The organism is Tepidicella baoligensis (genome assembly GCF_013432195.1).
GTDB classification, from domain to species: Bacteria; Pseudomonadota; Gammaproteobacteria; order Burkholderiales; family Burkholderiaceae_C; genus Tepidicella; species Tepidicella baoligensis.
In genome coordinates this window covers 60,856-80,543 of the sequence record NZ_JACCDB010000011.1, presented here as the reverse complement: position 1 = coordinate 80,543, position 19,688 = coordinate 60,856, and the positions used below count along the sequence as shown (strand labels likewise).

The following is a 19,688-nucleotide window of genomic DNA, read 5'->3' as shown; positions in this document are numbered from 1 at the left end:
GACGAGGCCACCATTTCTTGAACCCCGGAGGGTGAGATCCGTTTTTCGGGTCAAGGCACGGTGTCCCTGTGCCTTTCAATTGCAATGAGGAGAATCGACACATGAACAACAACTTCCGAGCCCTGGTGGTGCTCGCGGCCTTTGGCGCCGCAGGCACAGCCTATGCGCAGGGCTCTGCAGCCGATGGCATCGCCCAGTACCGCGAAATGCTGCAAGACGGCAACCCCGCCGAACTGTTCGAGATGAGGGGTGAAGAGCTTTGGAAAGAAAAGCGCGGTCCCAAGAACGCCTCCCTGGAACAGTGCGATTTGGGCAAGGGGCCGGGGGTTGTGCAGGGGGCTTTTGTCGAACTGCCGCGCTTCTTCAAGGATACCGGTCGGGTTCAGGATCTGGAAAGCCGCTTGATGACCTGCATGGAGACGCTGCAGGGTATCGATGCGAAAAAAGAGGTGACCGCGCGCGGTTTCGGTCGTGGAGAGACGGCCAATGTCGTGGCACTGGCCACCTGGATCGCCTCGCAATCGAAAGGCATGAAGTTCAATGTGCCCCAAAAGCATCAGGCCGAGCGCGACATGTACGAAATCGGCAAGCGGGTGTTTTTCCAGCGTGGCGGCACGCATGATTTCTCGTGCGCTTCCTGCCATGCCATCGACGGCGGCCGTATTCGTCTGCAAGAACTTCCCAACCTCACCACCAACCCAGGGGATGGCGTGGGTTTTGCGGCCTGGCCGGCGTACCGTGTGTCCAATGGACAAATGTGGAGCATGCAACACCGGCTCAACGATTGCTACCGCCAGATGCGCTTCCCAGAGCCCACCTTCGCCAGTGATGTGACGATCGCCCTCGGCGTGTACATGGGGGTGAATGCCAAGGGTGCGGTCTCCGCGGTCCCGACCATCAAACGCTGAACGGGAGCAAGCACATCATGATGAAAAAAACCATTGCGACCATGGCCGTTCCTGCGCTGTTGCTGACGTTGCAGGGATGTTCGACCGGTCCTTCGAGTGCCGATTACGACCAAATGGCGGCTGCGGCCATCAAAGCCTCTTTCGTGGAGCGTGGGATCGCCACTTTGGACCGGCTTGCCCCCGACATGGCGAACGATCTCTGCACCCAGGCCGATGTAGCGGGTAAACCGCTCGACGAGAAACTGGCCAAGCAGATCGAGGAAGCCGAGATGAAAACCATCAAATGGCCTTCCGATGGCAAGTTTCTGGGGGACTGGAAGCAGGGAGAGCAGATCGCCCAAAGTGGTCGCGGCCTGACGTGGAGTGACCAGGCCAATGCGGTCAATGGAGGCAACTGCTACAACTGCCATCAGATCAGCAAGGAAGAAATCTCCTTTGGCAACCTGGGACCGAGCCTGTACAACTACGGCAAGCTGCGTGGCGTGACCGACCCGAACAGCGAAGCGGCCAAACCGATCGTGGAGTACACCTGGGGCAAGTTGTGGAATGCCCGTGCCTACACGGCATGTTCGCAAATGCCGCGTGCTGGCGCCAAGGGCATCCTGACCGAGCAGCAGATCAAGCACATCATGGCGTTGCTGCTGGACCCGGAGTCTCCGGTCAACAAGTGACGCGGGCCTGGGGGCTCACACCCCCAGGTGCTGCTCCAGGATTTCGGGGCGGGAGATGAGTTCGTCGGACGTGCCTTCGAACACCACCTCTCCCTTGACCAGGATCACGTTGCGGTCGGTGATCTGCGTCACGTGCTTCCAGTTCTTGTCCACGATCACGCTGCTGATGCCCGAGTCCCGGATCACCGCGCAGATGCGCCAGATTTCTCGGGCGATCAGCGGGGCCAGTCCTTCGGTGGCTTCGTCCAGGATGAGCAGATCCGGGTTGGTCATGAGGGCACGCCCGATGGTGAGCATCTGCTGTTCGCCACCGCTGAGCTGCTGCCCTCCGTGGCCCAGGCGTTCGGCCAGGCGAGGAAACGTCTCCAGCACGCGCTCGTAGGTCCAGTCTCTCTGGCCACGCACGCCGGGGCGGGCCGCCATGATCAGGTTTTCCTTGACGCTGAGGTTGCCAAAAATCCCCCGTCCCTCGGGAACGTAGGCGATGCCCAGCCGAGCCACGCGGTAAGCAGGTGAGCCCGTCATGTCCTGGCCCTTGATGTGGACGCGGCCGGCACTGGGTTTGACCAGCCCCATCAGCGATTTGAGCAAGGTGCTCTTGCCCATGCCGTTGCGTCCCATCAAGCCAATCGTCTCGCCTTTGCCGACGCGAAAGTCGATCCCCTTGAGGATGTGACTCGCCCCATAATGGGTGTTGAGGCCCTTGGCTTCGATGAGCCAGTCCTGGCTGGTGCTCATGCTTCCTCTCCCAGATAGGCCGCCTGCACGCCCGCATCGGCACGGATCTCGCTCGGGGTGCCCGAAGCGATGACCTGACCATTGACCATCACGGTGAGTTGATCGGCCAGGGTGAACACGGCATCCATGTCGTGCTCGACCAGCATCATGGCGTGGTCCTTTTTGATGGTCTGCAACAGCTCGATCATGCGCTCGGCCTCGGCGTGCCCCATGCCGGCCAGGGGTTCGTCGAGCAGGATGACCTCCGGCTCGGTGGCCAGCGTCATGGCGATTTCGAGCTGGCGCTGTTCGCCATGGCTGATGGCGCTGGCGGCATAGCGGGCGCGGTGGGTCAGACCCGCCAGGGTCATGGCCCGTTCGGCCCGCTGGTTGATATCCTCGAACCTGGAGGCCTGGGTCAGCCAGCGCCCTGCGTGCGGGGTGCGCGACTGGGCCGCCAGACGCACGTTCTCCCAGACGGTGAAGGGCAGGAAGATGTTGGTTTTCTGGTAGCTGCGACCCAGGCCCCAGCGGGCAATGCGCTCGGCCTTGAGACCCGTGATGTCGCGGCCAGCCAGCCGGATCGTGCCGGATGTGGGAGGCAGGTCACCGGACAGCAGGTTGGTCAGGGTGGANAGCGGGCAATGCGCTCGGCCTTGAGACCCGTGATGTCGCGGCCAGCCAGCCGGATCGTGCCGGATGTGGGAGGCAGGTCACCGGACAGCAGGTTGGTCAGGGTGGACTTGCCGGCCCCGTTGGGGCCGATCACGGCATGCAGGTGGTTGCGCCGCAACTGCAGCGACACGTTGTTCACGGCAGCCAGCCCGCCGAACCGTTTGGTGACGTTGTCGGCCTGGAGCAGGACCTCAGCCATGGCGTTTCTCCGAGGGGGTTGCGCCCTGGCTGTCGGCATCGTTGCCGTCAGGTGGTGGCGAGGAAGCGCCGAACAGGCGATCGTGGAGGTTCTGACCCAGGCCCAGCAGGCCCTTGGGTGCGAAGACGACGATGAGCACGATGAACCCCCCCATGAGCAGTTGCCAGTGTTTCGTCAGGTCTTTGAACAGGTGCAGCAGGTATTCGAAGGCGAAGGCGCCGACGATGGCCCCTGCGAAGTTGCCCATGCCGCCCAGAATCACCATCATGATGGCGTGAGCGCTGAGGTGAAAGCCCATCAGCTCGGGGTTGACAAAGCCGGTCTGGGCGGCCCACAGGTAGCCGGCCACGCCTGCGAGGGTGCCGGCCAGGGTGAAGGCCGTGAGCTTGTACCACATGGTGCCGTAACCCATGGCCCGCATGCGGTGCTCGTTGACGCGGATGCCGGCCAGCGTGCGCCCGAACGGCGAGAACAGCAGCCGGCGCAGGAAGGCGTACACGATGAGCAGCACCGCCAGCGTGAAATAGAAGAAGGTGATGCGGCTTTCGAGGTTGAAAAGCTCCTCGCCACCCGTGAGCGGGCCGAGTGCGGTGGTGGGTTTGAAATAGACGTAGATACCGTCCGAGCCGCCCAGGGAGCGGTTGTCGAAGAACAGGTAAAAGATCATCTGGGCGAATGCCATCGTCACCATGATGAAGTAGATGCCGTGGGTCCGGACGACGAAGAAGCCGATGATCAGCGCGGCCAGCCCGGCGCCCGCGGCGGCCAGCGGCAGGCTCCACCACAGGCTGATCGGGCCGCTGTCGGGCGTGAGGAAGGCAAGGGCGTAGCCCGCCAGCCCAAAGAAAGCCGCATGGCCGAGCGAGACCATGCCGGTGACGCCCTGCAGCAGGTCCAGGCTCATGGCGAAGATGGCGAGGATCATCATCTGCGTGAGCATCTGGGTGTAGTAACCGGTGCTGTCGAGGCCCATGACGGGGTAGAGCGCGAGCGCAACGGCGCCCAAGCCGAGGGTGAGCTGCAGGCTGCGAGGCAGGTGCTCGAGATGGGAACTGGCGGCGGACATCGTTCAGCGTTTCTCAGAATGGGAGGTCATTGTTTGAACAGGCCTTCGGGCTTGTAGAGCAGCACGGCCGCCATGAGCATGTACACGAGCATCCCCGCGATCTGGGGGATCAACACCTTGCCGAAGGTGTCCACCAGGCCGACGAGCAGCGCGGCAATGAACGCGCCCCGCACCGATCCGATGCCACCGATGACGACCACCACGAAGCACATGATGAGCACCGAGCCCCCCATGCCGGGATAGACGCTGGAGATGGGCGCCGCGATCATGCCCGCAATGGCGGCCAGCCCCACGCCCAGTGCGAACACCACCGAGTAGATGAGCCGGATGTTGACGCCCAGGGCCTCGGTCATGTCCCGGTTGAAGGCGCCAGCGCGGATCTTCATGCCCAGGCGTGTCTTGGAGATCAGCAGATACAGCCCGATGGCCAGCAGAATACAGATGCCCGACATGAATAAGCGGTACACGGGATACGACAGGGTGTCGGTCAGCGGGATGGACCAGTTGAGCATCTCGGGCATTTGCACCGCGTGGACGTCGTCGCCCCACAGCAGCGAGCGCACTTCCTCGAAGATGTAGATGAGGCCGAACGTGAGCAGCACCTGATCGAGGTGGTCGCGCTTGTAGAAATGCCGAAACAGCGACCATTCCAGGACCAGCCCGAGCAGGATGGACAGCGCCGCGCCCACCACGATCGCAACGAAGAGGCTGCCGAAGGTTCCAGCGAAAGACCAGGCCAAGTAGGCGCCCAGCATGTAGAAGCTGCCATGCGCCAGGTTGACCACACCCATGATGCCGAAGATCAGGGTCAGCCCCGCCGCCAGCATGAACAACAGCAAACCGTATTGCAGGCTGTTGAGAAGCTGGATCAAAAAATTTGCAAAATCCATGTTGACACGCCGCGCATCGAAAAGGACGCGGCGCCATACGCGCTCAGGCCATGGCGCCGTGCCAAAAAGGGGAAGGAAAAAGCGGCTGGTCAGGCCATGCGGCAACCGGTGCCGGGATCTTCCACCGCCTTGCGGGCAATGCCGATCACCTTGTTCTCGCGCCCGACGACTTCGCGCAGGTACATGTCCTGGATCGGGTTGTGGGATTTGCTCATGGTCCATTTCCCGCGCGGGCTGTCGATCGTCGCCCCGCGCAAGGCGTCGTAGAGCGCCTGTTTGTTGGACAAGTCGCCATTGACTGCTTGGGCGCCCTGGATCAGCAGCAGGCCGGTGTCGTAGCCCTGGACGGCGTACACGTCGGGTTGCATGCGGAAAGCCTTGGCGTATTCCAGGCGGAATTGCTTGTTGCGCGGCGTATCCAGCGAGTCGCTGTAGTGCATGGTGGTGAGCACACCGTTGGCCGCATCACCGGCAGCGTCGAGCACGCCTTCGGTGAGGAAGCCGGAACCGTAGAGCTGGATCGTGCGGTTCAGGCCGGCGGCCGCATAGTCGCGCAGGAACTTGGCGGCGCCGGCGCCGGCGAAGAAGCAGGCCACGGCATCCGGGCGCAGCGAGGCGATTTCAGTCAGCAGCGCCTGGAATTCGACGTTGGGGAAGGGCAGGCCGAGCTTGCGAATGATGGTGCCGCCCGCTTCGGTATAGCTTTGCTCGAAACCTTCGAAAGCCTCGTCGCCGGCGGCGTAGTTCCAGGTGATCCAGACGGCGCGCTTGTGGCCCCGGTCCACCATGGGCTTGCCGAGCGCCAGCGTGGGCTGGGAGTTGGTGAAGCTGGTGCGGAACACGTTGGGCGCACATTGGGCCCGCGTCGCCGCATGCACACCCGCGTTGGGAATGAGGTTGAGAACACCCGTCTCCCGAGCCACCCGGTGAATGCCCATTTGCACGCCAGAGTGCACCGTACCGATGAGCACGTCCACGCGGTCGCGTTGCACCAGACGCTGGGCGTTTTCGACCCCTTTGGCCGGGTTGGATTCGTCATCCACCTTGAAGAAATCGACCTCGCGGCCGCCCAGCTTGCCGCCTTTTTCGTCCAGCGCCATGCGGAACCCGTTTTCGATCGCCACCCCCAGCTGGGCGAAGGTCCCGGTATAAGGCAGCATGAAACCGACGCGGACACGGTTCGATTGCGCTCGAACGATTTCCGGCAGCAAAAGGCCCGTGGATGCAGCACCGATCACGGCGGCTGTGCGGGTGAGTACGACTCGGCGAGAGGTCATGGTTTGTCTCCTGTTGGGGGGTAACGGTCGGATATTAGAAGGGTTCGTTGTGCGCGGTGATCCTGAATTACCCGGTAGCCAACCAAATAATTCATGGTTAAACTATTTGGTGTTTTCTGCCAGCACATGTTCGGCCAGCCAGGCGCGGCACCAGGCAATGCCCGCTTCTTCAGGGGATGCGTCGCTGCTGGCATCGTGGGTCCATACCTCGCCCAGGCGCTGCGCCCCGAGATCGGTGAGTTTTTCGTCAAAGCGCTTGCCGCCCATGGCAAAGGTCATGGGGTAGCTGCCCTGGTCGCCCAGAGACATCACGCCATAGCGCACATGCCCGAGAAATCGCGGATGGTCATGAAGGCTGGCGTAAAGTGCTTGCGCGTTGTCGGGGACGTCGCCGCTGCCGTAGGTGGCACAGCAAATCAGAAACAGCGCAGACTCGTCAAAGACGCTGATGTCCAGTCCGTCCATGAGCACGACCTCGATATCGGGCAGCAGATCTGCGCAATCCATTTGGATGGCCTGAGCCACGCATTCAGCGGTTTGGGTCGTGGTACCGACCAGGATTTTGAGTTTCATGGACAATGCATTAAATTGCGTGCCTGGTCATGCAATATACTTCATAAACCTGAGGTGCTTCCCTCAGGAAAACCCTGATGCGGTGCAGATGCACCGACAAGCCGATTCGGTGCGGATTGGCGCAGGGTTCGAAGCAGCCGAGCCGCTAAAATTCGGGGTCTTTCTCCCTTCAGGCCACACCGTGACCCAGCACATCACCCCGATCGAGGGGGGCGACGCCCTCGGTAACTTCCGCGCTCAGCAACTCCTGCCCCGCCTGCAAGCCATTCACGACCGCATCGTTGGCATTTCGGCCCGCTTCGTGCACCTGGTCAACACGCTGGAGCCGCTGACCGATGCGCAACTCAAGGACTGGCAAGCGCTGCTGACCTACGGTGAGCCGTATCAGGGAGAACAGGGCGGGGTGCTGGTGGTGGTGACGCCGCGCATCGGCACGGTGTCGCCTTGGGCATCCAAGGCCACGGACATCGCGCGCAACTGCGGCTTTGCCGTCAAACGGGTGGAGCGCATCACCGAATACCGCCTCACCCTCCGGGCTGGTCTGCTGGGCAAGGCCGGCCTGACCCCGCAGCAGTGGCAGCAAGTGGCCGCCGTGCTGCATGATCGCATGACCGAAAGCGCCTTGACCAGTCGCGAAGAGACTTTTCAGCTCTTCACCGAACTGGAACCTGCTCCCATGGAGCATGTGGATGTGCTGGGTGGCGGCAGAGCGGCGCTGGAGCGGGCCAATGTGGCCTGGGGTCTGGCGCTGGCCGACGACGAGATCGACTACCTCGTCAAGGCTTTCAGCGATCTCAATCGCAACCCCACGGACGTGGAGTTGATGATGTTCGCGCAAGCCAACAGCGAGCACTGTCGCCACAAAATCTTCAACGCGCAGTTCACGATCGACGGGGTGGCGCAGGACAAGAGCCTGTTCGGCATGATCCGTCATACCCACCAAGCCAACCCGCAGCACACGGTGGTGGCCTATTCGGACAACGCCTCCATCATGGAAGGGCACGAGCTGGAGCGCTTCGTCGCTCGCACCCACAACGAAGGCCCGACGCCTTACGTGGCCGAGCGCGCCCGGCACCATGCGCTGATGAAGGTGGAAACACACAACCACCCCACGGCCATCTCTCCATTCCCTGGCGCCTCCACCGGCGCCGGCGGCGAGATCCGCGACGAAGGCGCCACCGGTCGGGGCTCCAAGCCCAAGGCGGGCTTGACGGGCTTTACCGTGTCCAAGCTGTGGGGCGGCTGGTCCGACCAGCCCGGCGGCAAACCCGAGCACATCGCCAGCCCCTTGCAGATCATGACCGAAGGCCCGCTGGGTGGCGCGGCCTTCAACAACGAATTCGGCCGGCCCAACCTGCTGGGTTACTTCCGCGAGTACGAGCAGACGGTGGCCACCGATGCCGACACCGTGCAGCGCGGCTACCACAAGCCCATCATGATTGCAGGGGGGCTGGGCCAGATCGACGCCACACAAACCCACAAGATCCGATTTCCTGCTGGCACCTTGCTGATCCAGTTGGGCGGCCCTGGCATGCGCATCGGCATGGGCGGTGGTGCCGCCAGTTCCATGGCCAGCGGCGTCAACGCGGCCGACCTGGACTTCGACTCCGTGCAACGCGGCAACCCCGAAATCCAGCGCCGTGCCCAGGAAGTCATCAACCAGTGCTGGGCGCTGGGCGAAGCCAACCCCATCCTCGCCATCCACGACGTGGGCGCCGGCGGCCTGTCCAACGCTTTCCCGGAGCTCACGAACGACGCTGGCCGTGGGGCTCGCTTCGACTTGCGTGCCGTACCGCTGGAGGAATCTGGCCTGTCGCCGAAGGAAATCTGGTGCAACGAGAGCCAGGAACGCTACGTGCTGGCCATTGCCCCCGAATCGCTGGAACGGTTCAAAGCCTTCTGCGAACGCGAGCGTTGTCCCTTCGCCGTGGTGGGGGTAGCCACCGAGCAGCGCCAACTGTTCGTGGGTTACGAAGACGCCGTGCACCGCGCCGTGCCGTCCCAAGCCAGCACAGCCCCCTCGGGGGGCAGCGAACCACACGAAGTGGGGAGCGTGGGGGCTGCGGTCAACATGCCGATGGACGTGCTGCTGGGCAAGCCACCCAAGATGCACCGCGACGTGACAACCGTGGAACGCCAGGCGGCCGAGTTGGACTTGACCGGCGTGGACCTGCAAAAGGCCGTCATCGACGTGTTGAGCCATCCCACCGTGGCCTCCAAGCGCTTCCTGGTCACGATAGGCGACCGTACCGTGGGCGGGCTGACGCACCGGGACCAGATGGTGGGCCCCTGGCAGGTGCCCGTGGCGGATTGCGCCGTGACCCTGGCCGACTACGCCGGTTTTGCCGGCGAGGCCATGAGCATGGGCGAACGCACCCCGCTGGCCGCGCTGGACGCGCCCGCTTCCGGCCGCATGGCCTTGGCCGAGGCCATCACCAACCTGCTGGCCGCCCCGATTGAACTGCCGCGCGTGAAGCTGAGCGCCAACTGGATGGCCGCCTGCGGCGAGCCGGGCGAAGACGCCGCACTGTACGCCACCGTCAAGGCCGTGGGCATGGAGCTGTGCCCGGCGCTGGGCGTGAGCATTCCCGTGGGCAAGGACAGCCTGTCCATGCGCACGCAGTGGACCGTGGATGGTGAGCAGAAGAAGGTCACCTCGCCGGTGAGCCTGATCGTCAGTGCCTTCGCCACGCTGCCTGACGTGCGCGGCACGCTGACCCCGCAGCTCGACGCGCAGGAGGCAGACACCACCCTGGTGCTGATTGACCTGGGCAAGGGCCGAAACCGCATGGGCGGCTCCATCCTGGCGCAGACGCTGGGCCAGCCTGGCGGCGCCGTGCCGGACCTGGATGACCCACAAGACCTGATCGCACTGGTCAACGCCGTGAACGCCTTGCGCGCACAGGGCAAAATCCTGGCTTACCACGACCGCAGCGACGGCGGCCTGCTGGCCGCGGTGGCCGAAATGGCCTTTGCCGGGCACGTGGGCGTGGCCCTGAACGTGGACCTGCTGGTCACCGAAGGCGACGGCATCTCCGACAGCCGCATGGACACGGGGGACGCCAAGAACTGGGCGGCCCAGGTGAGCGCCCGCCGCGAGGAGCTGACCCTCAAGGCGCTGTTCAACGAAGAACTGGGCGTGGTGTTGCAGGTGCGTACCGACGAGCGCAACGAAGTCATGCAGGTGCTGCGCGAGCATGGCCTGAGCAAACACAGCCACTTTGTGGGCAAGACCCGTCCGGTCAGCTCCGCCACGGACGCGGGCAAGGGCCAGCTACAGGTCTGGCGCGACACCAAGGCCGTGTTCAGCGCCAGCCTGTACGATCTGCACCAGGTGTGGGACAGCGTGAGCTGGAAGATCAACCAGCAGCGCGACAATCCCGCCTGTGCCGACGCCGAACACGCCGCCGCTGGCGTGCCCGCCGACCCCGGCATGCATGTCGCGCTCACCTTCGACCCGTCGCAAGACGTGGCAGCGCCATACCTGAACCTGTCCCGGCCCCGGGTGGCCATTCTGCGCGAGCAAGGCGTCAACTCGCACGTGGAAATGGCCTACGCTTTCCACCTGGCGGGCTTCGAGTCTTTCGACGTGCACATGACCGACCTGCAGTCCGGTCGCGTCCACCTGCGCGACTTCCGGGGCGTGGTCGCTTGCGGCGGCTTCAGCTACGGCGACACGCTGGGCGCCGGCATCGGCTGGGCGCGTTCCATCACCTTCAACCGCGTGCTGTCGGAACAGTTCCAAGCCTTCTTTGCCCGCTCCGACACCTTCGGCCTGGGCGTGTGCAATGGCTGCCAGATGTTTGCCGAACTGGCCGACATCATCCCAGGTGCCGAGGCCTGGCCGCGCTTCACCACCAACCAGAGCGAACGCTTCGAGGCGCGCCTGTCGATGGTGGAGGTGTTGGAGTCGCCCAGCCTGTTCTTCCAGGGCATGGCCGGCAGCCGCCTGCCCATCGCCGTGGCGCACGGTGAGGGCTACGCCAATTTCAAGCACCGCGGCAACCGGGATGCGGTCATCGCCGCCATGCGCTATGTGGACAACACCGGAGCGGCCACCGAAGCCTACCCCTTCAATCCCAACGGCAGCCCGGGCGGCCTGACGGCGGTCACCACCGCCGACGGCCGCTTCACCGCGATGATGCCGCACCCCGAGCGCGTGTTCCGCAACGTCCAGATGAGCTGGACCGATCTGAAAGCCACGGGCGGCATCGAAGCTTACAGCCCTTGGATGCGCATGTGGCGCAACGCACGCAAGTGGGTGGGGTGATCGATCGAGGTTTGACGTGCGTCAAGGCATGCGGATGACGGAGCACTAGACTGTTATTCATTCTTTGCTTCTTTGATGCAGTCCATGTCCTCCGATACCGACAACGCCCCGATCGAAGACTTTTCGCAATGCCATGCCGGCATCTTCCGCAAGCTGGAGATGCTGGGCGAACTGCCGGCACTGCTGGAGCCTGCGGCGCGCGCGCGTGACATCGCCGAGAAGGCCCTTGAGTTTTTCCGCGAAGCCATCTTCGAGCACCATCTGGACGAAGAGCGGGAGCTGTTTCCCGCGGTGATCAAGAGTGCCGAAAAAGGTGCCGAGTCGGACCGCGTCAAAGCCATGGCCGAACGCCTGACCAACGAGCACCGGGAACTGGAGCGGCTTTGGAAAACCCTGGAATCCGGGCTGAAGAAAGTGGCCAAGGGCCAGTTTGGCGATGTGGACGCGTCGGTGATTCAGCATTTGGTCACGCAGTACCGTGCCCATGCCGAGTTCGAAGAGCGCGAGTTCCTGCCGCTGGCACAAACCATCCTCGGGCGCAATGCCAACCACATGGCGGCCCTGGGCATGTCGCTGCACATGCGCCATGTGCGCGGGCCGCTGAACGCCTACGTCTGAACCTCAATGCACTGGACGGGCGGCAGGCCGCGTCCGGTAAAACGTGAGGGGCTGCTCGGCCGCCTGCTTGAGCACGCTGCGTTTGATCTTGCCCACCACGTGCATTTCGCAGGGTTTGCAGTCGAAGCGCAGGGTCAGCTTTTCCTTGCCGTTGATGAGCTGCAGCGGCTCCGCGCGCACGGTGCCTTGCACCCCGGTCACGCCCTTGGCCTGCTTGGGGCACAGGCTCAGCGAGTAGCGCACACAGTGCTTGGTGATCATCAGGCTGACTTCACCTTCTTCCTCGTGCGCCTCGTAGGCGGCAGCGATCACCTGGACGCCGTGCTTGGCGTAAAAGTCGCGTGCCTTCTGGTTGAAGACGTTGGCCAGGTAGGTGAGGGTGTCTTCAGGGTAGGGCACGGGCGGCTCCGCCGGTGCGGCTCGCGGAGGGCGGGTGTAGGCCGCTGCTCGGGCGGCTTCCAGCTTGGCCACGGCATCGCGCCGCAAGGCGTTGAGCTGTGAGGCGGGCACGAACCACGGCTGCGACAGATGCAGCCCAATGTCGTTGGCCAGGAACATGGTGTCTCCCAGACGGCCCAGTTGCTCACGCAGCTTGGTCGCGGCCTGGGCCGGGTCTTTGGCCCGCTCCCAAGTGCCTGTCAGCTCGGCACTGCCCACGTGGCCGTCCTCGTCGGTGAGCGTGAGCTGCAGGCCCGCAGGAGAATCGCTCAGCACCATCCACACGCCGATGCGGCGGTCAGCAGATTTCTTTTCCAGCGTGCGCACCCAGGCCATGCTGCGGTTGCGGTTCACAGCGGTGCCGCGTTTCATATCCTTGAATCCGCTCATAGGGTCCTTGGGGAAGACGCGCCAGACGGTGCCGCCGTCCTGGCCAGGGCCGAGTTTTTCCACGCGGTTGGCCTGCAGGCCCACCAGTTCCTTCTGCAGGTCGTGGTAGCACAGGCCGTCGCCGTTCTGCAGTTCGGTGGAAGGGTCTTCGGTCTCTAGCTCCAAGCAGTCGGCAGCCACCCGGGTCACCCAGCCGATGGGCTGGCCGGGGTTTTTGGGGGTGTCGAAGGCGCCGATGTCTGCTTTGCGGCCTTGCACGAAGTAGTCGGTGAACTCGCGGTTGAAGTTCTGGTTCGGATCGGGCGTGAAGGTGTAGGTGCAGCGGCCGCTGGAGGCGCGCGCGAGTTCGGGACGCTCTTCCAGGATGGCGTCGAGCAACTGGCGGTAGTGGGCGGTGATGTTCTTCACGTAGCCCATGTCTTTGTAGCGGCCTTCGATCTTGAAGCTGCGCACGCCCGCGTCGATCAGGGCGCGCAGGTTGTCGCTCTGGTTGTTGTCTTTCATCGAGAGCACGTGCTTGTCGTGCGCCACGATGCGGCCCTGGCTGTCTTTGACCTCGTAGGGCAGGCGGCAGGCTTGCGAGCAGTCGCCCCGGTTGGCGCTGCGGCCGGTGTGGGCGTGGCTGATATAGCACTGCCCGCTGTAGGCCACGCACAGCGCGCCGTGGATGAAAAACTCGAGCACGGCGCGGTGGGGCGCGTCCACCGGCCCCAGCGCCTGGTGGATGGCGGCGATCTGCGGCAGCGTCAGTTCGCGGGCCAGCACGATCTGGCTCAAGCCCGCGTCTTGCAGGAAGCGGGCTTTTTCGGGGGTGCGGATGTCGGTTTGCGTGCTGGCGTGTAACTGGATGGGAGGCAGGTCCAGCTCCAACAGGCCCATGTCCTGGATGATCAGCGCGTCCACCCCGGCCTGGTAGAGCTGATGGGCGAGTTGGCGGGCGGGTTCCAGTTCATCGTCGCGCAGAATGGTGTTGAGCGTGACGAACACCCGGCTGTGGAAGCGATGGGCGTGGCGCACCAGTCGCTCGATGTCGGCCACGGAGTTGTCGGCGCTGGCGCGGGCCCCAAACGAGGGCCCGCCGATGTAGACGGCGTCGGCACCGTGGTTGACGGCTTCGATGCCGATGTCGGCGTCGCGCGCGGGTGACAGGAGTTCGAGCTGGTGGGGCAACATAATCGGGACTTTTAAGCCAACCCTCGATTGTCCATGAAACGCCAAGATTTCCGCTTTTTTCACCGGCTTCGCGTGCGCTGGGCCGAAGTCGACATGCAGAAGATCGTCTTCAACGCGCACTACCTGATGTACTTCGACGTGGCCATCACCGAGTACTGGCGCGCCCTGGCGTTGCCCTATGAAGACGCGATGCATGTGCTGGGCGGCGAGCTCTATGTGAAAAAGGCCTCGGTGGAGTTCAACGCCTCGGCCCGCATGGACGATTTGCTCGACATCGGCATGAGCTGCACACGCCTCGGCAACTCGTCCATGACCATCACCGGAGGGATTTTCCGGGGTGAGGAGCACTTGATCAGCGGTGAGCTGATCTATGTGTTTGCCGATCCGGCCACGCAGACCTCCAAACCCATTCCCGCCGCGCTGCGGGCCCTGTTACAGGGCTACGAGGCGGGCGAGCCGGTGATCGAGGTGCGCACGGGTACCTGGAGCGAGCTGGGCGGCGACGCCCGGCAGGTGCGCACGGCGGTATTCATTGAAGAGCAGCACATTCCCCGCGAGGACGAGTGGGACGAGGCCGACCAGAGCTGCCTGCACGCCGTGGCCTACAACCGTCTGGGTCAGCCCGTGGCCACTGGGCGGCTGCTGGAAGGCGGGCCTGGTGTGGGCAAGATCGGGCGCGTCGCGGTGCATCGGGTGTTGCGTGGCACCGGCGTGGGGCGCGCCATCATGATCGCGTTGACCGGCGCCGCCCGCCAGCGGGGCGACCACACCATCCGCCTGAGCGCCCAACGAACCGCCGAAGGGTTCTATCGTCGCCTGGGCTACGAGCCGGTGGGCGAGACTTACGAAGAAGTGGGCATTCCCCATGTGGACATGGAGATGCGCCTGTAAGCGCTGTCCGCCAGGGACCAACGCTCCCCATCAGGCCGACAATCGGATCTCGGCTGATGTGCGTGTGTCCACTCCTCCAGATCCACGGGCAGACCCGGTGCGTGCCAGCGCGCGATCAGGGTGCTGCGGGTGCCGTATCCCATGTCGGGCATGTGGACGAACGCGCGGGACAACTCGCGAGCCTTCTCAGAAGGGATGCCGGTTTCGGGCAGGTCGGCGTCCGGTGCCGGATGCCGGTCCAGCAAGGCCTGGAGCAAGGTTTCACGCCACAGTGGCGCAGGTTCGGCGAAGGGGCCTGTCAGCGCATCGAGCGCCTTTGCCATGGCGGTTTTCAGTCGCAGGGTTTTAGGCCAGGGCGTGTCCAGGCTGGCATTGGAGAGCCCGTACACGCCAGGGCCCAGAAGCATGCCGTGCCAGCCGGGAGGCAACCGCAACATGCTCCCGGGCGTGGTCGGTGTCCCTGGCCGGTTGCTCAGCCACACCCATGTTCCGCTCGCCCAGTCTCCCAAGACGAGGTTGAACCCGCCGTAGGCTTGGGGGTCGATCTGGCGGGTCAGGTGCAACCAATCGGGCATGTGCGCCGCCCCGCCCAACCAGTGGGTGACCAGCTCCCCCCGGCTGCGCGGGGCGGCATCGGGCGTGCCGCTGCGCACGTTGGTGAGCATGGCCACCCGGCCTGTCTGCGAGATACCAAGCCAGGTCCCACCCGCCCGGAGGTCACGCCCGCTGCAAACCCGCGTGCCGTCCGGCAGCGCCCAGACCGACAGTGGCAAGGTGGGGCGTTGCCAGAACTCGTCGCGGTTGGCGGCGAGCAGCAGCGGGCAGTCGGCCCGCATCCCCAGAGCAAAGGCGATCAGGCACATGGAGGCAGTGGCATCAGATGTCGGCCAGCAGCTCGTAGGGCAGGGGCAGCAGTTCGAGTGCCGGGCCATGCGCCGAGCCCAGGCTCAGCCGCTGGCCGTCGCTGGCGGTGATTTGCATGCAGACGATGGCGTCATAGCCCCCGCTTGGATGGGGGGCGGCCTGTACCACCGTGCCGCAAGGCTGTTCCTCGTCACTGGCATGGAACACATCCTGTCCCGGCTGGGGTTCGGTGTCGCTGTGCACCAGAAACGCCCGGCGTTTGAGGGTGCCACGGAACTGGCTTCGGGCCACCACCTCTTGCCCCGGGTAGCAGCCCTTCTTGAAGTTCACCCCCCCGATGGATTCATAGTTCAGCATCTGCGGCACGAAGTGTTCGACCAACGGCTGTGTGACCATGGCCACGGCGCTGCGCACCTCCAGCCACGCCCACAGGTCGGCCGCGAGTGCCGGAGCGGAGGGTGCAGGGGCATCGGCAGGTCTACAGAGCAGGGCCCGCGCAATGCCTTCGGCCGAAGGCAGCCGGATCCAGGCTGCGCCATCGTCATCATGCCAGAGGCTCCAGGGGGCGCTGCCCAGTTCTGAGGGAATCACCGCTCCGGCCGCACCCCACAGCGCTATCGTTTCGGATGCATCCGTCAGACGCACCTTGGAGCGCAGCACGAACATGGACAGGCGTTTGAGCGTCGCGGCCAGCACGTCACGCGAACAGATCAGCCAGATATCGTCGGCAGCGCGCTTGAAGCCGATGAACGAGGCCAGCAGACGCCCTTTGGGGTTGCAGTAGCCGGCCAGCCGGGCTTCCTGAAGGCCGAGCAGAACAAAGTCGTTGGTCAGTTGGGCATGGACAAAGGCAGCGGCATCTTCACCCTGGGCGCGAATCACGCCCCAGTGGCCGAGACGCAGCAGACCGTGGAATGAAGAAGTGTCCAGACCGGCAGCGGAAGTGGGCATGGGGTTCGACAGACTCATGAAAGGGAACGGATCGAGGTCACGTATCATCGGATAACTGTATTGTCCCAGAGGTCCATGTCCGTGTTCCGATTGTTGAAATCGCTGCTGTGGTTGTCGGTGGCAGCCGTTGTGTCGTTCGCCGCCCTGGGCCTGTGGTGGCTGCATCGGCCTCTGCCCATGCCTCTGGACGACAGCGGCGTGCTGGACCTGAACATCGCGCCGGGCATGAGTGCGCGCGGCGTGGCCCGTGCGCTGGCAGACAGCGGCGTGCCGGGACCGGAGTGGTTATGGTTCGCCTGGTTCAGGGCTTCGGGCGAGTCGCGCAGCATCAAGGCTGGCGCTTACGAATTCGACGCCTCCACCACGCCGCGCACGTTGCTGGACAAGCTGGTCCGGGGAGAGCAGGCGGTGCGGCGTGTCACCATCGTGGAGGGTTGGAACTACCGTCAGGTGCTTGAGGCCTTGCGTTCGGCCGAACACCTGCACGATGACCTGCCCGACGGCGGGCACCGGGAGCTCATGCAGGCGCTGGGGCTACCGTATGCACACCCTGAAGGTCGGTTTTTTCCCGATACCTATCTGTACCCCAAGTACGCCACCGCTTCATCCGTGTTGCGTCAGGCGGCTCAGGCCATGGAGCGCCGTCTGGCCCAGGCCTGGGAACAACGCGCGCCCGGGTTGCCGCTGCGCACACCCGAAGAAGCGCTGATCCTGGCCAGCATCATCGAGAAAGAAACCGGCTTGCCGAGTGACCGTGAGATGGTCGCGGGCGTGTTCATCAACCGTCTGCGCATCGGCATGCGGCTGCAGACCGACCCGACCGTGATCTATGGCTTGGGTGAAGATTTCGACGGCCGGCTGCGCCGACACCATCTGGAAACCGACACGCCCTACAACACCTACACCCGCAGTGGCCTGCCGCCGACGCCAATCGCCATGCCCGGCATGGCATCCCTGCTGGCGGCGGTGCAGCCGGCTGAGACGCCTGCCATGTATTTCGTCTCCCGGGGCGACGGCTCCAGCGAGTTCAGTCGCACCCTGGAAGAACACAACCGCGCGGTGCGCCGCTTCATCCTGAACCGTTGAGGACACTCTCGTCATGCGACACACCGGACTTTTCATCACCTTCGAGGGCATCGACGGGGCAGGGAAGTCGTCTCACATCGTCACCCTGGCAGAGGCATTTCGGGCTCAAGGCCATACCGTCACGCTGACGCGAGAACCGGGCGGCACACCGCTGGCCGAGACGTTGCGCGGCATCCTGCTCAACGAAGCCATGGACCCGCTGACCGAAACGCTGCTGATGTTTGCGGCTCGCCGCGACCATCTGTGCCAGGTCATCGAGCCTGCGCTGGCGCAAGGTCATGTGGTGCTCTGTGACCGCTTCACCGATGCCACTTTCGCCTACCAGGGCTATGGTCGGGGCTTTGATTTGACGGTCCTGAAAACCCTGGAGCAGTGGGTGCAGCACACCGCTGCGATGGATGGGGCGATCCGCCAGCCGGATCTCACCCTGTGGTTCGATGTGCCTGCGGCCGTGGCTGCGGCGCGTTTGAGCCAGGCCAGGGTGCCGGACAAGTTCGAAGCCATGCCCGAGGCCTTTTTTGCCCGTGTTGCTCAAGGTTATGCCCAACGCTGCCAAGAGATGCCCCACCGTTTCGTCCGGCTGGACGGCACCCAGCCCATGGAAGCCGTGTGGCGGCAAGCGTTACAAGCCTGTGTGGAGCGCGGTTTCCTGGCGGAGCAAATGGCATGACGCTGCCCCCCTGGCTCCAACGCCAGCACGATGGCCTGCGCCAGCAGCGCGGCCATGCGCTGTTGCTGGCTGGCCCCCCTGGCCTTGGCCAGTACGCACTGGGGCTTGCACTCGCTCGCACCTGGTTGTGTGCTGCCCCTACCGACACCGGCGCCTGTGGCGTGTGCGGGAGCTGCCACGCGATCGACGTGCGCACCCACCCCGACTTGTTCGTGCTCATGCCCGAAACCCTGGCCTTGGCCCTCGAATGGCCGCTGGACCCGAAGACACAGGACAAAATCGACCGCAAGGAACTCAAACCCGGCAAATTCATCCGTGTCGATCCGACCCGGGAAGCCGTCGCATTCACGCAGACCACCCGCTCTCAAGGGGATACCAAGGTGGTGCTCATCCATCCGGCCGACCGTCTCAACGTGGAATCGGCCAATACCTTGCTCAAGACGCTGGAAGAACCCCCGGGGGCAGTGCGCTTCATTCTCACCGCCGAAGCCGCCCATGCGGTGTTGCCCACCATACGCAGCCGCTGCCTCACGCACACCATGGCCTGGCCAGTTCCAGACGAGGCCATGGCTTGGCTGGCGAGCAACGATCAGGCGGGCGATTCCGGTGCCATCCTCAAGGCGGCCGGCGGATGCCCGGAGACGGCCCGGGAGTGGCTGGACAGCGGCCTCACAGCCGCCATCTGGTCGCAACTGCCCAAGCGACTGGCGCAAGGCGATTTCAGCCTCATGGCAGACTGGCCGCCCACGCGCCAGATGGACGCGCTCTTCAAACTCTGCCACGACCTAATGGCGGCCCGAACCGGGGCTGCGCCCCGATTTTTTGCCGCGACTGACCTGCCCCCTGCGCCGCCCATGTCTGCGCTCAACGCATGGTACAAGGCGCTCGTGGCCGCTGCCCGAACCATGGAACACCCGTTCAACGCGGGTCTGCAGCAGGAAGCTTGGGCCGTGTGCGCCCGCCAGTGCCTGACGCTACACTCCACGCCATGAGCACGGCCGAGCAGCCGGGCGCCACCCGCCCCACCGTCATCCAACTGTCCATCAAGGAAAAGGCTGCCCTGTACGCAGCCTACATACCCTTGTTTGCCGAAGGGGGCATCTTCGTTCCCTCCGCTCGCGAATACAAGCTGGGCATGGACGTGTATGTGCTGCTCACCCTGCCTGACGATCCACAGCGCTACCCCATTGCCGGCAAAGTGGCCTGGATCACCCCGGCGGGGGCCGCCGGCTCCCGAGCCCAAGGCATAGGCATACGCTTCCCGGCCGACGAGAAATCCAAAATGCTCAAAGCCCGCATCGAAGAAATCCTGGGGGCCCATCTGGCGTCCGATCGCCCCACGCAGACCATCTGACCCCCTG

The 19,688-nt window shown here is 64.3% G+C and carries 17 protein-coding genes and 2 pseudogenes; 9 read left to right on the top strand and 10 right to left on the bottom strand.

Annotated elements, in window-relative coordinates:
• Positions 1–101 precede the first annotated feature (101 nt).
• Both soxA and soxX read left to right on the top strand, forming a co-directional pair.
• Positions 102–908, top strand: a complete 807-nt coding sequence (soxA, locus tag HZS63_RS11435) for a sulfur oxidation c-type cytochrome SoxA (RefSeq protein WP_180684157.1) — start codon at positions 102–104, stop codon at positions 906–908.
• A gap of 17 nt (positions 909–925) precedes the next feature.
• Positions 926–1,579 (top strand): sulfur oxidation c-type cytochrome SoxX, encoded by a 654-nt coding sequence (gene soxX, locus HZS63_RS11430; protein WP_180684156.1) that lies wholly within the window; start codon positions 926–928, stop codon positions 1,577–1,579.
• Positions 1,580–1,594: 15 nt separating this feature from the next.
• Here soxX and HZS63_RS11425 read toward each other — a convergent pair whose 3' ends face one another.
• From HZS63_RS11425 to HZS63_RS11395, 7 genes and pseudogenes are all read right to left on the bottom strand, one after another.
• Positions 1,595–2,317 (bottom strand): ABC transporter ATP-binding protein, encoded by a 723-nt coding sequence (locus HZS63_RS11425; protein ID WP_180684155.1) that lies wholly within the window; start codon positions 2,315–2,317, stop codon positions 1,595–1,597.
• Positions 2,314–2,931 (bottom strand): annotated as a pseudogene (locus HZS63_RS11420) (ABC transporter ATP-binding protein); the annotation flags it as partial. The gene HZS63_RS11425 and the pseudogene HZS63_RS11420, both read right to left, overlap by 4 nt.
• 107 nt (positions 2,932–3,038) lie before the next feature.
• Positions 3,039–3,170 (bottom strand): annotated as a pseudogene (locus HZS63_RS14255) (ABC transporter ATP-binding protein); the annotation flags it as partial.
• On the bottom strand, positions 3,163–4,236 hold the full coding sequence (locus tag HZS63_RS11410; protein ID WP_246316321.1) for a branched-chain amino acid ABC transporter permease: 1,074 nt from the start codon (positions 4,234–4,236) through the stop codon (positions 3,163–3,165). The gene HZS63_RS11410 and the pseudogene HZS63_RS14255, both read right to left, overlap by 8 nt.
• Before the next feature lie 26 nt (positions 4,237–4,262).
• Entirely contained in the window at positions 4,263–5,126 is an 864-nt protein-coding gene (locus tag HZS63_RS11405; protein WP_180684153.1) for a branched-chain amino acid ABC transporter permease, read from the bottom strand.
• Between the two features lie 89 nt (positions 5,127–5,215).
• A complete protein-coding gene (locus HZS63_RS11400) occupies positions 5,216–6,403 on the bottom strand; it encodes an ABC transporter substrate-binding protein (RefSeq protein ID WP_180684152.1) in 1,188 nt (395 codons plus the stop codon).
• Between the two features lie 102 nt (positions 6,404–6,505).
• Positions 6,506–6,976, bottom strand: coding sequence for a flavodoxin domain-containing protein (locus HZS63_RS11395; protein WP_180684151.1), 471 nt, complete (start codon positions 6,974–6,976; stop codon positions 6,506–6,508).
• 181 nt (positions 6,977–7,157) lie between these two features.
• On the opposite strand from HZS63_RS11395, the gene purL reads away from it, so the two are divergent.
• Together purL and HZS63_RS11385 are read left to right on the top strand one after the other, a co-directional pair.
• A complete protein-coding gene (purL, locus tag HZS63_RS11390; protein WP_180684150.1) occupies positions 7,158–11,246 on the top strand; it encodes a phosphoribosylformylglycinamidine synthase in 4,089 nt (1,362 codons plus the stop codon).
• An 84-nt stretch (positions 11,247–11,330) separates the two neighbouring features.
• Positions 11,331–11,864, top strand: coding sequence for a hemerythrin domain-containing protein (locus tag HZS63_RS11385; RefSeq protein ID WP_246316319.1), 534 nt, complete (start codon positions 11,331–11,333; stop codon positions 11,862–11,864).
• A 3-nt stretch (positions 11,865–11,867) separates the two neighbouring features.
• Here the strand turns inward: HZS63_RS11385 and HZS63_RS11380 are convergent, their stop codons facing one another.
• Positions 11,868–13,865: a peptidase U32 family protein gene (locus tag HZS63_RS11380; protein WP_180684148.1), complete on the bottom strand. Its 1,998-nt coding sequence runs from the start codon at positions 13,863–13,865 to the stop codon at positions 11,868–11,870.
• 33 nt (positions 13,866–13,898) lie between these two features.
• Here HZS63_RS11380 and HZS63_RS11375 point away from each other — a divergent pair, with 33 nt between their 5' ends.
• Positions 13,899–14,756, top strand: a complete 858-nt coding sequence (locus HZS63_RS11375; protein WP_180684147.1) for a YbgC/FadM family acyl-CoA thioesterase — start codon at positions 13,899–13,901, stop codon at positions 14,754–14,756.
• On the opposite strand, the gene HZS63_RS11370 is transcribed toward HZS63_RS11375, so the two are convergent.
• On the bottom strand, positions 14,708–15,619 hold the full coding sequence (locus HZS63_RS11370; RefSeq protein ID WP_180684146.1) for an NRDE family protein: 912 nt from the start codon (positions 15,617–15,619) through the stop codon (positions 14,708–14,710). The genes HZS63_RS11375 and HZS63_RS11370 overlap by 49 nt on opposite strands.
• A gap of 13 nt (positions 15,620–15,632) precedes the next feature.
• Complete coding sequence (ygfZ, locus tag HZS63_RS11365) at positions 15,633–16,571, bottom strand: CAF17-like 4Fe-4S cluster assembly/insertion protein YgfZ (protein WP_180684145.1); 939 nt, start codon at positions 16,569–16,571, stop codon at positions 15,633–15,635.
• A gap of 81 nt (positions 16,572–16,652) precedes the next feature.
• On the opposite strand from ygfZ, the gene mltG reads away from it, so the two are divergent.
• Genes mltG through HZS63_RS11345 form a run of 4 tightly spaced genes read left to right on the top strand, consistent with a single transcriptional unit; the run spans position 16,653 to position 19,681 of the window.
• Positions 16,653–17,657, top strand: a complete 1,005-nt coding sequence (mltG, locus tag HZS63_RS11360; protein ID WP_343039987.1) for an endolytic transglycosylase MltG — start codon at positions 16,653–16,655, stop codon at positions 17,655–17,657.
• 13 nt (positions 17,658–17,670) lie between these two features.
• The gene (gene tmk, locus HZS63_RS11355; RefSeq protein WP_180684143.1) at positions 17,671–18,327 is read left to right on the top strand and encodes a dTMP kinase; all 657 of its coding nucleotides are present in this window, start codon (positions 17,671–17,673) and stop codon (positions 18,325–18,327) included.
• A complete protein-coding gene (locus HZS63_RS11350; protein ID WP_180684142.1) occupies positions 18,324–19,319 on the top strand; it encodes a DNA polymerase III subunit delta' in 996 nt (331 codons plus the stop codon). The genes tmk and HZS63_RS11350 overlap by 4 nt, the downstream gene beginning before the upstream one ends.
• Positions 19,316–19,681 carry a PilZ domain-containing protein gene (locus HZS63_RS11345; RefSeq protein ID WP_180684141.1) on the top strand — a complete coding sequence of 122 codons (366 nt, stop codon included), beginning with the start codon at positions 19,316–19,318 and terminating at the stop codon, positions 19,679–19,681. The genes HZS63_RS11350 and HZS63_RS11345 overlap by 4 nt, the downstream gene beginning before the upstream one ends.
• Positions 19,682–19,688: the final 7 nt, after the last annotated feature.

Excerpts from the sequence above, each read along its gene's own strand:
- HZS63_RS11345 (WP_180684141.1), top strand. The coding sequence starts at position 19,316 with ATGAGCACGGCCGAGCAGCCGGGCGCCACCCGCCCCACCGTCATCCAA.
- HZS63_RS11380 (WP_180684148.1), bottom strand. The coding sequence starts at position 13,865 with ATGTTGCCCCACCAGCTCGAACTCCTGTCACCCGCGCGCGACGCCGAC.
- HZS63_RS11405 (WP_180684153.1), bottom strand. The coding sequence starts at position 5,126 with ATGGATTTTGCAAATTTTTTGATCCAGCTTCTCAACAGCCTGCAATAC.
- HZS63_RS11425 (WP_180684155.1), bottom strand. The coding sequence starts at position 2,317 with ATGAGCACCAGCCAGGACTGGCTCATCGAAGCCAAGGGCCTCAACACC.
- HZS63_RS11395 (WP_180684151.1), bottom strand. The coding sequence starts at position 6,976 with ATGAAACTCAAAATCCTGGTCGGTACCACGACCCAAACCGCTGAATGC.
- soxA (WP_180684157.1), top strand. The coding sequence starts at position 102 with ATGAACAACAACTTCCGAGCCCTGGTGGTGCTCGCGGCCTTTGGCGCC.
- HZS63_RS11375 (WP_180684147.1), top strand. The coding sequence starts at position 13,899 with ATGAAACGCCAAGATTTCCGCTTTTTTCACCGGCTTCGCGTGCGCTGG.
- tmk (WP_180684143.1), top strand. The coding sequence starts at position 17,671 with ATGCGACACACCGGACTTTTCATCACCTTCGAGGGCATCGACGGGGCA.
- HZS63_RS11400 (WP_180684152.1), bottom strand. The coding sequence starts at position 6,403 with ATGACCTCTCGCCGAGTCGTACTCACCCGCACAGCCGCCGTGATCGGT.
- ygfZ (WP_180684145.1), bottom strand. The coding sequence starts at position 16,571 with ATGCCCACTTCCGCTGCCGGTCTGGACACTTCTTCATTCCACGGTCTG.
- HZS63_RS11370 (WP_180684146.1), bottom strand. The coding sequence starts at position 15,619 with ATGTGCCTGATCGCCTTTGCTCTGGGGATGCGGGCCGACTGCCCGCTG.
- HZS63_RS11350 (WP_180684142.1), top strand. The coding sequence starts at position 18,324 with ATGACGCTGCCCCCCTGGCTCCAACGCCAGCACGATGGCCTGCGCCAG.
- HZS63_RS11410 (WP_246316321.1), bottom strand. The coding sequence starts at position 4,236 with ATGTCCGCCGCCAGTTCCCATCTCGAGCACCTGCCTCGCAGCCTGCAG.
- soxX (WP_180684156.1), top strand. The coding sequence starts at position 926 with ATGATGAAAAAAACCATTGCGACCATGGCCGTTCCTGCGCTGTTGCTG.
- HZS63_RS11385 (WP_246316319.1), top strand. The coding sequence starts at position 11,331 with ATGTCCTCCGATACCGACAACGCCCCGATCGAAGACTTTTCGCAATGC.